Origin of the sequence: Methylohalomonas lacus (assembly GCF_024808875.1) — a bacterium.
GTDB classification, from domain to species: Bacteria; Pseudomonadota; Gammaproteobacteria; order Methylohalomonadales; family Methylohalomonadaceae; genus Methylohalomonas; species Methylohalomonas lacus.
Window position 1 is genome coordinate 56076 of record NZ_JANUCT010000012.1, and the last position, 14013, is coordinate 70088.

A 14013-nucleotide genomic window follows, 5' to 3' on the forward strand; every position below is an offset into this window, starting at 1 on the left:
AATCCCTGTCACACATCATCTTACTCAATAGGTGGTATGTCTTAGGAGCGATTGACGGTATTTATCGGCAAGTACATTATTGGTCAAAATCAGATTTGTAGTTATGCATCTCGATTATTGCCGAATGTCATAGCTGTTTATGGCAGTAATTTCAAAGAATAGATTTACAGTTTCGGGGAGTCGGTTAATGAGTGAATTAAGACCCAATGCACTATACAGCAGACACAAGGAGCTTGGTGCCACTTTTGAAGAACCGCTGTGGAATATGGGGGTTCCCTGGCTGTATAACACGGATCCGGATGATGAGCATGTTGCGGTGCGCACCCGTGTGGGGCTATGGGATGTTACTTGTCTGCAGGTAATCAATATCAGTGGTCCTGATGCATTGGAAGTTCTTAATGCAATGCAGGCCGCCGATATGTCAGTGCTGAAACCCGGTCAGTCGAAACTGGGTTGTCTGTGTGATGAGAATGGCGCAATTTCGGATGATTTCCTGGTTTACAGGGATGCAGAGGATGAATACCGCGCTACGCATGGAGATGGCGATGCCGAAGAGCGTCTGGCTGAATATGCCAAGGGCAAAAATGTGCAGATCAGCCGTGACAAGGATGTACATGTCTTGTCGGTACAGGGTCCTAAGTCGCTGGATCTGCTGTCACCTTACGTAAAAATGGAACTGGCTGAACTGCCTTATTTTCATCATAGGAAAACCCAGTTGTTCGGCAGGGATGTGCTGATATCCAGGGCAGGCTATTCGCATGAGCGCGGCTATGAAATCTTCTGTTCATCTGAGGATGCCCCGGATCTGTGGGATACCATCCTCGATGAAGGTGCCGAGTTCGGGATTATGCCCTGTTCCTTTACTTGCCTGGATCTGTGTCGAGTAGAAGCCGGCCTGCTTTTTTACCCGTTCGATATGCCAGAAGGTGACACCACGCCGTGGGAACTGGGTATGTCCTGGGCTGTGGATTTCCAGACAAAGTCCTGGGATGTGGATATTGAACGTGATGAATTCAGGGGCAAAAAAGCCTTGCAGGAAAAGCAGAACAAGCCGCGTTTCTTCCAGACCGGGATCATCTGTGACAGTGATAAAGCAGTGGCTGAAGGAGCCAAGCTTGTAGCTGATGGCAAGGAAGTAGGTGTGGTTACGACACCGGCTTATAGCCGCTACCTGATGCAGTCATTGGCGCTGGTGCATTTGAAGCCGGATTATGCCGAACCGGGCACAGCAGTAGATGTACAAAGCGATGATTTCACCTGTAAGGCACGGGTTTCAAAACCACCATTTTACGATCCGTTAAGACTACGGCAGCAAGGGAAATGATACAGGTCATCTGGTCGCCATGCGCTCTGATCCGGTAATCAAAGCGGCGATATCTGATATGGAGGCCTTGTCCGAAAAGGCCAATAAAATCAGCCTTATATCAGGCGAACACGACCGTTTGCCCGAGTTCTCTCCGGGTTCGAATATTGAGGTCAGTATTCCTGCGCGACCGGGCGATGAGCCAAGGCCATTCAGCATAACAAGTGATGCCAGGGATGCCAGTCATTATCAACTAGTTGTGGTTGATAATCAGGATGACCATACGAGCAAGAATTCCTGGCTGATCAGGAAAGCCCGGCTGGGTGACAGGCTTGATATTTCAATGCCTAGATGCGGTATGACATTTGATGATAATGAAGTCGCCTATTTTATTGCAGGCGGCTCAGGGGTGACTGCTTTTCTGTCACATTTCAACACGGTTGATATTGTTAGCAAGCAATATCAGCTTTTTCATATCGTAAACAGTGAAAGCGACGGTTCTTCGATTATTGATGGAAATTTAAGCAGTCATATCGATATAGATCTGATTGTGTTTCCTGAGAATCCCGCCTTCAAGGTCAAGGCGGTTCTAAAAGGAAAGGATAGGAGCAAGCCGGTTTACGTGGCAGGGCCCACAAGTCTTATTACTGCTGTTTATCATGCCGCACTTGAGCTTGGCTGGACGGAAGACAAAATCAATTGGGACAGATACGCATTACCGGACAATCCTGCGGAGGTTGAAGCTTCAACCATGTAATTTATTCAATAAGGTTAAAGTACATTAGGTATGTTTGCCTGAGTTTGAATATCTGAAAATCATAAAGCTGAGCATTTAGCTAAGTTGCTATATTTAAGGAGTGAGAAAGATGGCGCGTGACCCTAAACATGACATTTTATTCGAGCCTATAAAAATTGGCCCCAAAACCCTGCCGAACCGCTTTTACCAGGTACCGCATTGTATTGGTGCGGGCTCGGACAAACCCGGCTTTCAGGCAGCTCACCGTTCAATCAAGGCTGACGGTGGCTGGGGTGGTATCAATACGGAATACTGCTCCATACATCCGGAATCCGATGATACGATGCGGATATCCGCACGCCTCTGGGATGAAGGTGATGTTCGTAACCTGAAGGCTATGACCGATCATATACACAACCATGGCTCTCTGGCCGGTGTCGAGATGTGGTATGGCGGTCCCCATGCACCTTGCATGGAAACACGGCAGACGCCGCGCGGCCCCAGTCAGTATGCCTCTGAGTTCGAAACTGCCACTTACTGCCATGCCATGGATCTGGACGACATCCAGGATGTTCAGGGTTTCTATGTGGCCGCCGCCAAGCGGGCGCGGGATGCGGGCTTTGATATTGTCTATATTTATGGTGGCCATTCGTATCTGCCGCTGCAGTTCCTGTCTCCGTATTACAACAAGCGCACCGATCAATACGGCGGTTCATTTGAAAACCGTGCGCGCTTCTGGGTAGAGACCCTGGAGAAGGTCAAGCAGGCAGTCGGTGATGACTGCGCTATTGCGACGCGTTTTGCAATTGACACACTCTATGGGCCAGATGCCATCGAGGTGGAAGATGAAGGCAAGAAGTTCGTCGAACTGGCCAACCCGCATGTGGATCTGTGGGATGTGAATATCGGCGATATCGCCGAGTGGGGTGAAGATGCCGGCCCGTCACGCTTTTACCGGCAGGGTCACCAGCTGCCCTGGACGAAATTCATCAAGGAAGTTACCGAGAAACCTGTTCTTGGCGTCGGCCGTTTCACGGATGCTGAAAAGATGGCTGAAGTCATTCGTTCCGGCCAGCTGGATATCATTGGTGCTGCCCGGCCGAGTATTTCTGACCCATGGTTGCCACGGAAAATCGATGAAGGTCGCTATGATGATATTCGCACCTGCATCGGTTGCAATGTCTGCATCTCCCGCTGGGAGATTGGCGGCCCGCCAATGATTTGCACCCAGAATGCGACCGCCGGCGAGGAGTATCGTCGTGGCTGGCATCCTGAAATCTTCCCCAAGGCGGGCTCGGATGATTCCGTCCTGATTGTGGGCGCCGGCCCCTCGGGTGGAGAGTGCGCGCGGGTGCTTCTCGAACGCGGCTATACCACCCATATCTACGATAGCCGTGACAAGGTTGGTGGCCATATCAACAATATCGTCGACCATCTGCCGGCACTGGGAGAATGGGGCTATCACCGCGATTACCGTGAACTTCAGATCAACAAGTTGTTGAAGAAGAAGGAGAACAAGGAATCGCAGCTGATGCTGAATCAGAAGCCAATGACTGTTGATGATGCGCTGGAATACGGTGCTGAAAAGATTGTCATTGCAACCGGCTCCAAATGGAATACGGACGGTACCAATGCCCTGACGCATGAACCCATACCCGGGGCCGATGCGAACAGTAATGATGATCAGGTTACGCCGGAACAGATCTTTGAAGGCAAGAAGAAGATCGGTAAGCGGGTCACAATCCTGAGTGCGGATACCTATTGGATGACACCCAGCTTGGCACAGAAGTTCTCAGAGGCGGGTCATGAAGTCACTATTATCGATGGTGTGGGGTTGGCCTCATACATGGAGTTCACTCTTGAATTCCCGAATACCATGCGCATGCTGCATGAGAATGGTGTCGAGGTGATAGGTGAATCCTGGGCATCCCGGATCGAAAAAGGCCGCATCGAGGTTTACAACCTCTTTGGCGACGGTTCGAAACGGGAGTACAAGGGACCAGGCAAGCTACCCCGTGCTGAAAACAAGACCCACCAATGGCATGAGTTTGACACGCTGGTTCTTGTGACGGGCCGTCATTCCGAAAACGAGCTTTATCGTGGCCTCAAGGAACGCAAGGATGAATGGGAAGAAAATGGCATCAAGGATGTTTATGTGATTGGTGATGCCTATGCGCCGAAGATCATCGCTGATGCGACATTCGAGGGACATCGGCTGGCTCGTGAGATCGAGGAAGAACGGGCGCAGTATCCCAAGCCCTATAAGAGGGAAACTGCTGTCTGGGGTGCCCCGCATATGCCAGGCGGTGATTTTGAAATCGAGTACCAAAAATAATTGGTCACCAGACTCTGTCCTCCCGGCACATTGTATTAATGTGTCGGGAGGCATGAGTTTGTTGCTTCCCTGAATATTGCTGAGCAGATTTTATCAACATAATAAATATTCCATGATGAGTCAGATCATCTTATGATCGAGCCAGAACATAATTCTGAAGAAGTCACACGAGTCCTGTTCCAGGATTTCCCGGAATGGATGGTGGTTTCTTTCTATATCGTGGCTTTCGCCGCGATAGCTGTTTTCCTGTACGGCTGTTACGTTCAGATCAGAAAATATCGCCGTGGCGCATCCGTAAACATAAAGGATATAGGCCATGGCATAGCCGATATGGTCAAGTCCATGCTTGCCCATAAAACGCTAAAAAGGCGCGACAAGGCTGCCGGGCATGCGCATGCACTGATCTTTTTCGGCTTTGCCCTGTTGTTCATCGGCACGTCGATTATCACGCTGGATTATGATATTACCGGCCCATTGCTTGGATTGAACTTCTGGCATGGCAGCTTCTATTTGTGGTTTTCCCTGGTGCTGGATATTGCTGGCGTTGCCTTGATCGGCGGTCTTTTATATATGATGTACCGCAGAAAATGGCTGGCTTTGCCCAAGCTGGATTATGCCCGGCCTGACAGAAGTCCCGAAGACCCGGACTATGATCGTAATTCGTATCGCCGTGAAGATTGGGCCTTTCTTTGGACTCTTATTATCATTGGCATAACCGGCTATGTTCTTGAGGCTGCGCGACTCGTGTGGCTTGCCGGTGATCCCACGGTATGGGATTACCGCTGGTGGTCGCCAGTCGGTACTGCACTGGCCTATGTGTTCCAGGGGCTGGGCATGTCTGCAGAAGGCGGTGAGGCATTGCGTCTCTACAGCTGGTGGATACACGGTGTGCTGGCCCTGGCATTCATCGCCCTGATCCCCTTTACCAAGGTGAAGCACATTTTTACCGCCATGGGCTCGCTGGCATTGCGCGATCCGACACCATCATCGCGCTTACCGATGGTCGATCTGGAGGGTGACAAGATCGGCTATAACCGTATTACTGATTTCAGCTGGAAACACCTGCTGCATCTCGATGCCTGTACAAAATGCGGCCGTTGTCACGAGGCCTGTCCGGCCAACGCGACCGGTTATCCGTTATCGCCACGCGACCTGGTGCTGTCCCTGCGCGAGTTTGCGGCAGACAAGCTGGAAAAAGGCAGTTTGCCGAAAGACGGCGACGCGCTTTCCGTACTGGGTGACGGCCCCAATCAGATCCGCAGCGAAACGCTCTGGGCCTGTCGCACCTGCTCCGCCTGTGTCGAAATCTGTCCGGTCGGTATCGAGCATGTCCCCATGATTACCGAGATGCGTCGCCAGCTGGTCGAGCAGGGTGATATGGAGCCCACGGTGCAGACGGCCCTGCAGCAAATCCAGAAAAAGGGCAATTCGTTTGGCGAGAACAAGCGCAAGCGGCCGGCCTGGACCAAGAAGCTGGACTTCGAGATCAAGGATGCCCGCAAGGAGCCGGTCGATATCCTCTGGTTTGTTGGCGATTACGCATCCTTTGATCCGCGTTATCAGAAGGTCTCTCAGGCATTTGCAAAAATCCTGAATGCCGCAGGCATTGATTTTGGCATCCTGTTTGAGGCCGAGATGACTGCCGGCAATGATGTACGCCGTGTCGGCGAGGAGGGGCTCTATCAGCATCTCGCCGAGTCGAATATCGAGACTCTGGAGGCCTGCGATTTTCAGCGTGTGGTAACGACCGATCCGCATTCATTCAATACGTTGAAGAATGAGTATCCCGAATTCGGTGGCAAATACAATGTGCAGCATGCCAGCACTCTGATTCGCAAGATGTTGAATAGCCACGAAATCAAGCTGAAGAAAAAGCTCAGCAATAATACCGTGACGTTCCATGACCCCTGCCATCTTGGTCGTTTGAACAAGGGCTACGATGCACCACGGGAGTCCATCCAGATGCTGGGCGCCAACCTTGTCGAGATGAAGCGCTCGCGCGACAACTCGTTCTGCTGTGGCGCCGGCGGCGGCCGGATATGGACGCCCGATCCGGTCGATCATGAAAAGCCTTCTGAAAACCGCATGCGCGAGGCGGCCGAGATCGAGGGACTGGACACCTTCGTGGTGAGTTGCCCCAAATGCATGAACATGTTCGAGGACTCGGTCAAGTCAACCGGGAACGAGAAGAATATCAAGGTGCGTGAGGTTATCGAACTGGTGGCCGAGTGCATGGGACTTGACGATGCCCCGGAACCGGCTGATGAAAAGTCAACCGCCGAGGCATGAGGCGTCGATTGTGCAGATCCGGATTTGATTGATGATTCCTGCTGAGACGCAAGCGAACAACGCTCACGCAGCCGCGCCGGCAACGCAGCGGCCTTCGTTGCCGCAATTGCTTGAACAGGCCCGGGAGACCGGTGACATCTACCTGGCCGCGGCGTTGTATCCCTTTGCCGGCAATGCCGAGCGTCGGGCACTTGAGGATCTGCTGTTTGCCAGTACCAAACAAAAACGCCAGTTTGCCGGTGCTCCATACACACCGGCGCCGCTACTCGGTCGACTGGCGGAGATCACGACTGAAACCAAGTTACTGGCCCGTATCGCCCGGCATCCGGCGGTAACGGCGGAGACGTTGGCGTACATCGTTGACAAGGACCAGTCAGAGGCTGTACTGGCCGCTGTTGCCGCCCATCAGCGGGCCCCCATGGATTTGCTGGATACGCTGGACTGGCAGGATTCCGTGGCAGTACAGAAAGGCCTGGCCGGCAATTTGAATACGAGCACCCGGACCCTCAAGGCCATCGCTGCCGAGGCGCCGCTTGAAGTGCTGAAGGAAATTGCCAAGAACCCCAACGCCGATGCCGAATTGTTGACGGATCTTTGGTCACGGGGCGACGAATATCTCCGCGCCGAAGTTGCTGCCAACGAGCAATGCACGGAGTCGATCAGGACAGCGGCAGAGACCTTAGATTCAGAGCTGGTGCGCCGGATGCTGGCTGCGAACCCGGCCGCATCCGTGGAACAGTTGTTGCGGCTGCTGAATGACCCGGCGGCTGCGGTCCGGGCGGCCGCAGTCCGTAATCTGCTGCTGCCGGCCGAGGATCTGCAGGACTATGCCGACGATCCTTCCCGGCAGGTTAGACGTACGGAAGCCCAGCGAACGGGTCTGGCCGACTCGATGCTCGAACACCTGGCCGAAGATGAAGATCACTGGGTGCGTCGCTGGGTGGCCCGCAACAGCAGCACGCCCGAGCTTATTCTGCGGTCTCTGGCACAGGATGAGGTCGCCGAGGTCAGACGGGCTGTTGTTCGCAATCCGATGTGCCCGGCCGATCTGGTGGCGACACTGGCCCGGGACCCGGACAGTTGGGTCCGCGCCGGGGTTGCATTCCGCAAGGATGTCAGTGAGGCAATCCTGCTGGAACTGGCAGATGAGGAAGATCCCGACATCCTGACGGGCGTCGGCCAGAATTCGGCCGCCCCCCTGGCAATCCTTCACAGGATTGCCAGTCACCGGGACAAGGATATCCGCCGCGCGGTGATTCTCAACCAGCAGGCACCACGGGAAGTGGTCCAGCCCTTGCTCGATGATCCGTATCCGCTGAACCGTGCCATGCTGGTCAAGCACCCGGCGTTGACATCAGCGGATTTGAGTCAGCTCGCCGATGACCCGGAGCCACAGGTCCGTTTCATGGCGGTACAGTCAATTATCAGGTCATCCGGTCAGGACCGTGCGGCAGATGCAAAAACGCGTAATCATTAATAAGCGGAGTAAAGCTGTATGAAAATATTAGTAGCTGTTAAACAGATAGCTGCTCTCGACGAGGACTTTGAACTTCGTGAGGATGGCAAGGATGTGGACCCGGATTATCTTGATTATGAGCTTAATGAATGGGACGACTACTCCTATGAAGAAGCGCTCAGAATCATGGAAGCCGGCGGTGAAGGCGAGGTGGAGATTGTGCCGGTAACCGTAGGCCCGGACGAGGCCGATGATGGCCTGCGACGCTGTCTTGCAAAAGGCGGTGAACGCGGTATCCGGATCTGGGATGATGCGATCACAGGCTCAGACCCCAGTGCCATAGCCAGAATTCTGGTCAAGGTTATCGAGCGGGAACAGCCCGATATGGTTTTTGCCGGCACGCTGTCTTCAGATCATTCCTTTGCCCAGACTGGTATGGCCATTGCCGCAGGCCTCGGCTGGCCCCATGCGGCAGTTGTGAATCACCTGGAATACAAGCCCGGCGATTCCTCTGCAGTCGTGCACCGGGAGCTGGAAGGGGGGCTGGAAGAAAAACTCTCCATTGATCTGCCAGCAGTGTTGACAATCCAGCTGGGTATAAACGATCCCCGATATGCCTCTCTACGTGGCATCAAGCAGGCAAAGAGCAAGGATATTGAAGTTCTATCGCATGGCGATCTTGGCTTGTCTGATGATGATGTCGGTGAAAAGGGCTCGTTATCTCGCGTCAGACGTATGGTCATACCCGAGAAGGGCCAGGCAGAAATGATCGAGGGAACAGCTGCCGAACAGGCAGAGCGTGTTGCCCAGATTGTCAAGGAATTGAAGGGAGCAGCCTAAAATGAGTGGTATATTAGTTGTATCCGAACACCGCCAGGGTGAATTGACACCGTCCTCACTGGAGGTTATAGCGGCCGCCAGGCAACTGAAGGCGGAGAAAGAACAACCTCTGATGGTCGCCGTGCTGGCCAATAATCCTGATGATTATGCCAGTCAGGTTAACAGGGAAGGTGTAGATGAAATCATCAAGATTTCCACACCGGAAGAAGAATTCCAGGTAGATGCCTATGAAGCAGCGATTAACAGCCTGATTAATGAACGCGCTCCCTCGATTGTCATGGTGCCACACAGTGTAGATGCCTGGGGTTATGCGCCAGTCGTGGCCGAGCGTGGCAAGTACGGCTTCGCCAGTGATGTCTTTGGCCTGCGTTATGAAGGCGATGATTTGGTTGCCACAAGAGCGGCGTATGCTGAAAAAATTCATATGGAGCTCGAGTTCCCTGGTAAGGAAACTGTGCTGTTGACTGTGCGTGGCAATGTATTCAAGCCAGTCGAGGGAGAAGGCAGTGCCAAGGTAACGGATTTCGATTTTTCGGACGCCTCGCCACATACCCAGCATCTGGAATACATTGAGCCCGAGAGTGGTGGTGACGTTGATATCAGCCAGGCGGAATTCATGCTGTCAATCGGTCGCGGTATTGACGAAGAAGAGAATGTCGAGCAATTCCAGGAGCTGGCCGACATCATGGGCTTCACATTGGGCTGCTCCAGGCCGATAGCCGATAACGGCTGGCTGCCCAAGTTCCGTCAGGTCGGGCAGTCAGGCAAAACGGTGGCCAGCTGTAACGTCTATATTGCGCTGGGTATTTCCGGTTCAGTACAGCACATGGCAGGGATGAAGCATGTTCCTAATATCATTGCCATCAACAAGGACCCGGAAGCCTCTATATTCAGTATTGCCCGCTATGGCGTAGTCGGTGATCTGTTCGAGGTAGCGGAGGAATTACGAAATCACTTTGAGTGAGCTAGTAGTTCAATACGGCTGGGAAAAAGGGCTGCCAGATGCAGCCCTTTTTTGATCCGTGCCCGGAAATATGTGTCCCCGTATTGTCCGAAGATATAACATAACTATTTGATATTAAATTAAAAAAAGGGCATCCGGTGGATGCCCTGAATGACGCACAGCGAGTGGAAGGAGGGGGCTGACTGAAGCTTCCTTCCAGTCAGCGTTGTTGCACAAGATGGACTTAGAAAGAGCGACTCACCGAGAAAACGACACGTTCTTCCATATTGTCTTCACCATAGAAGGCTGCGGTCTCCGCATCTTCATTGGTGTCATGATAACGAAGGTCAAAATTGAAGCCTTTCAGGGACTTGGTGAGACCCACGGACCAGTGGCTATAGCTATAACCATCGTCCAGGAAGCCAGGTGAAGCAAATGCACCGTTGGGTCCAGTGGCGCCATCGCCTTCGACATCAAGGTATCCGGCATAGCCGTCGATTCCAAACCCATGCGGCAAGCTGAATTCAACACCAGTGCGGAAGTAGTGTCCGTTACCATCTTCCAGCGTGTAATCCGGGGACCAGGTATACCGGCCGTATAGGTTCGGGGTACCAGGCAGATCGGCGAATTGATGGCTCAGTGTCAGCCAGGTCTCGAACTGGTCGGTTTCAAGACCATTAAAGGTGTCATCGGAGCCGGGGAAGTGGAAATAAATAAGCATCAAATCGTAATTGATCGGCCCGAGAGAATCAGCATAGCCGCCATAATAGTCCAGCTCGGCACTATAGTCGGCACCATTGATACTACTGCCCCAGACACCGGCGTAGAAATTGTTGTAGGCCCAATCGAAAGAACCCTGAATAGCAGGATCCTCACCGGAAAATGAAATACCTCGAAAGACATAGTCCGTGGTCAGGGTCAAAGTGCTGCTGAAATTGGATGCGTCAAATGGACCACCATCCTCAGCGTGAGCGCTCTGTGTTGCAGCGATTAATGGCATCCCCATTGCCATTGCCGTAATAGCTAACTTTATCTTCATGAAGATTTCCTCCTCGAGTATTTTTCTGGAGAAGAGAACCTACTCGTAGGGGGTGTTGATCATTTTAATTCATTAAAGAAAGGGGTAGTCCGCTAACTTCATAAATTGGCAGCAATATCTAAAGTAGGCACTCTTCACGATGCCTATATTCAGATTTGCAGCTAAATCAGACAATCCCCAATGGGGGTTATTACCTTGTAGGTAAGTCTATAGAGGGGTTATGCGTTTGAGAATTTAAGCAGATTATGCCTGAGCTTTTCGGGGATTTGAGAAGGTGGGACGGTCTCGGAAACAATCGCTCCCTGGACATAGTTGATATCATAGTCAATAGCAGTATCAAGCTGAGCTTGTGTCGACAGCCGATCAGCAATGACGGGTATGTCAAAACTATGAACCAATGAAACAACAGACTTGACGAATCTTGGATCACAATGCTGCTTGTCCAGTAATAAGGGATGGAGCCGTATCATATCCAATGGATATCTCTTTAGTGTAGCCAGTGAGCATATACCTTCGCCAAAAGAGTCAAGTATGACAAAGATGTCCCGGGACTGTAGCCAGTCCAGCATTTCACGTACAGTATCAGTAGCGCGCAGGAAAACCTCTTCGGGAACACCCAGAGATATACTGCATGAGCTTGGTTTGGATTCAATCAAGCGTTCACTGAGCCTTAGAATTGAGTCAGCGGCGAGCAGTGTTTCGCCGAATATTTGTATATTGACACCTATCTCATTGAACTCAGGAATGGATTTCCACTCATTCATATGCTGGCAGGCTTCTGACAGCATAAATTGCCAGAGCTGCATCAATAATTGTGTATTTGTCAACTGAGGTACGAAGTCTTCGGCAAATAAAATACCTCGTCTGTCATGATTCCAGACAAGCTTGGCCTCCAACCCTGTCAAGGCACAGGTGTTAAGACAGACAACGGGCTGCCACCAAACCTGCATGAGGCCGTTATCAAGTGCCTCGCGCACCTCATTTTCATACTTGGATTGGGCAGCGGCCTTGGCATGCTGCTTAAGATCATAGACTTCATGACGGGCCCCGCCGAGCGCACGAGCACGACTCAGAGCCTGCTCAGCATCGTAGATTAATTCATTGCTGCCACTGTAAAGCTTTGTGTTCAATGTGACACCGAGGCTGGCACTGGCATAAATCTCATGCTCATAAACCTGCACTGGCAGGAGAACCACTTCCTGAATGTCTTGTATAACCTTGTTCAGATTCTCAAATGCGCCGATGGACTCAAGAAGTATTCCCAGCGTGTCATCATTGCAACGGGACACTGCGCCAACACACTCAAATGATTTGGCAATTTTCTTCTGTATCTCCGATACCAGATGATCCGCAACTTCTTTTCCATAGATGCTTGCAATTTCTTCCGATTTGTCCAGCTGCAATAGAATAAAAACGAAGGCATATCGGGAATCAAAGAGACTTCTGCGTATAGCTTCGTTAAGGCGGTCATTGAAGAGCTGCCAGTTCGGATGCCCTGTCTTGTCATCATATAGAAGACTGGCTTTTTGAGCTTCGTCAGCCTCCATATCCAATGTGATATCTGCAATATAACCTTCCAGAACAAGAAGCTCGCCACTAGATGAAAATATACCCTGACCTTGCTCCCATATCCATTTAATATCATTGTTTGCCGTTATTATCCGATAACTTATATGGAAGGTTCGATTCTCATCGAGCGCGCATTGTATTTCGTTCCATACGTACTGCTCATCATCGGGATGTATTAAAGAAGCATATGAGAGTGTTTTGTTTTTAATCAAATCCTGAGGCTGATAGCCGGTAATTTCATAGCAACCAGCGCTGATGAATTCCATTGTCCATTTTGTGTTGTTCAGGCAACGATAAATCATGCCTGGAACATACTCGATTAATTTTTCTAATGATTGTAATTTGACATCCAGGCGATGTTTTTCTGTTGTTTCTTCATGGATGTCGCTGATAAGACCAATTATTTCGTTAGAACGGTTGTCACATATGTGATTGCTTAATTTGGCTGATATCAGGACCCATTTATATGAACCATCCTTGCATATAAGTCTTACTGAGTGCGTCCCATTCCTGTGTCCATCTTTGTCAAGTGAGCGGTAGAAATTCTTGTATTCACATAAGTCATCGGGATGGATGTAATTGAAATGATGGTTGCTGAGCGCCTGGACCGTATCGTATCCAGTCAGATCAAGCCAATTAGAGCTTAAAAAACTCCATTGTCCGAGCGTGTTGATCGAAAAAAGTACATGAGGTGTGGATTCAATAAAATCAACGGCATCCCTTTGTAGCTCTCCGGCCGGTTCAGGATGCTTTTTGAAAATTCTTTTGATTAGCCCGCTATTCTGAATTCTGGTTTTCCCGGTATTCATATCTAGAATTATATATAGGGTATGTCACTTGAAATTGCGTAATCAGTGCGCCTGTTGATTAAATGCCCAAACAGCAATCTCAAGTCGTGATCGCAAATTAAGCTTGCGTAGCAGGTTCTTGACATGAACCTTGACAGTGCCTTCGCTTATATCTAATCGATGTGCAATCAATTTGTTACTCAGGCCATCAACAATACATTCAAGTATTTCCTGTTCTCGCTCAGTTAGGTTGGCACTAGCCAGATCTGGTGAGTTGGTATCTTCACAGAATGCATGGGCCAACCTGCCAGCAAGAGATTTGTCAACTGTGACCTCGGCTCTTGATACTTTTAACAGCTTATCAATCAGCTCCTCAGGATCAATATCTTTCAAAAGATAACCATCAGCACCTGCCTTCAATGAGGCGACCAGGTCGGATTCAGCATTTGATACGGTTAGCATGATGATAAAGGAATTAACTTCTGCTTCTTTTAAGGCTTTTAGGGTCTGAATACCATCCATGCCATTCATATTCAGATCGAGAAGTATGAGGTCAGGCTGTTTTTCGCGAGCAACATCCAGACCTTCCTGACCCGAGGCAGCCTCGCCGATGAAATGGAAGCTATCCTCCATTGATAGTAATTGTGCCACACCTTTACGGAACAGAGGGTGGTCATCAATAATCAGGACCGATTTTGTTGTCATTTATATTACC

At 50.8% G+C, this 14013-nt stretch carries 10 protein-coding genes; 7 read left to right on the forward strand and 3 right to left on the reverse strand.

The window, feature by feature from the left end; all coding sequences use genetic code 11:
- The first annotated feature begins 187 nt into the window (after nucleotides 1–187).
- The 7 genes from J2T55_RS09220 to J2T55_RS09250 all read left to right on the forward strand — a co-directional run bounded on the left by J2T55_RS09220 (nucleotide 188) and on the right by J2T55_RS09250 (nucleotide 9923).
- The gene (locus tag J2T55_RS09220) at nucleotides 188–1324 is read left to right on the forward strand and encodes an aminomethyltransferase family protein (RefSeq protein WP_259055807.1); all 1137 of its coding nucleotides are present in this window, start codon (nucleotides 188–190) and stop codon (nucleotides 1322–1324) included.
- A 19-nt stretch (nucleotides 1325–1343) separates the two neighbouring features.
- Complete coding sequence (locus tag J2T55_RS09225) at nucleotides 1344–2060, forward strand: ferredoxin reductase domain-containing protein (protein ID WP_259055808.1); 717 nt, start codon at nucleotides 1344–1346, stop codon at nucleotides 2058–2060.
- Between the two features lie 109 nt (nucleotides 2061–2169).
- Entirely contained in the window at nucleotides 2170–4374 is a 2205-nt protein-coding gene (locus J2T55_RS09230; RefSeq protein ID WP_259055809.1) for an oxidoreductase, read from the forward strand.
- A 132-nt stretch (nucleotides 4375–4506) separates the two neighbouring features.
- Complete coding sequence (locus J2T55_RS09235; RefSeq protein ID WP_259055810.1) at nucleotides 4507–6663, forward strand: heterodisulfide reductase-related iron-sulfur binding cluster; 2157 nt, start codon at nucleotides 4507–4509, stop codon at nucleotides 6661–6663.
- 31 nt (nucleotides 6664–6694) lie between these two features.
- Nucleotides 6695–8140 (forward strand): hypothetical protein, encoded by a 1446-nt coding sequence (locus tag J2T55_RS09240; RefSeq protein WP_259055811.1) that lies wholly within the window; start codon nucleotides 6695–6697, stop codon nucleotides 8138–8140.
- A gap of 18 nt (nucleotides 8141–8158) precedes the next feature.
- Nucleotides 8159–8959 carry an electron transfer flavoprotein subunit beta/FixA family protein gene (locus J2T55_RS09245; protein ID WP_259055812.1) on the forward strand — a complete coding sequence of 267 codons (801 nt, stop codon included), beginning with the start codon at nucleotides 8159–8161 and terminating at the stop codon, nucleotides 8957–8959.
- A 1-nt stretch (nucleotide 8960) separates the two neighbouring features.
- Complete coding sequence (locus J2T55_RS09250) at nucleotides 8961–9923, forward strand: electron transfer flavoprotein subunit alpha/FixB family protein (RefSeq protein ID WP_259055813.1); 963 nt, start codon at nucleotides 8961–8963, stop codon at nucleotides 9921–9923.
- Nucleotides 9924–10146: 223 nt separating this feature from the next.
- Here the strand turns inward: J2T55_RS09250 and J2T55_RS09255 are convergent, their stop codons facing one another.
- The 3 genes from J2T55_RS09255 to narL form a co-directional block, all read right to left on the reverse strand.
- Nucleotides 10147–10941, reverse strand: coding sequence for a TorF family putative porin (locus J2T55_RS09255; RefSeq protein ID WP_259055814.1), 795 nt, complete (start codon nucleotides 10939–10941; stop codon nucleotides 10147–10149).
- A gap of 218 nt (nucleotides 10942–11159) precedes the next feature.
- A complete protein-coding gene (locus J2T55_RS09260) occupies nucleotides 11160–13319 on the reverse strand; it encodes an EAL domain-containing protein (RefSeq protein ID WP_259055815.1) in 2160 nt (719 codons plus the stop codon).
- Between the two features lie 42 nt (nucleotides 13320–13361).
- Complete coding sequence (narL, locus tag J2T55_RS09265; RefSeq protein WP_259055816.1) at nucleotides 13362–14003, reverse strand: two-component system response regulator NarL; 642 nt, start codon at nucleotides 14001–14003, stop codon at nucleotides 13362–13364.
- Nucleotides 14004–14013: the final 10 nt, after the last annotated feature.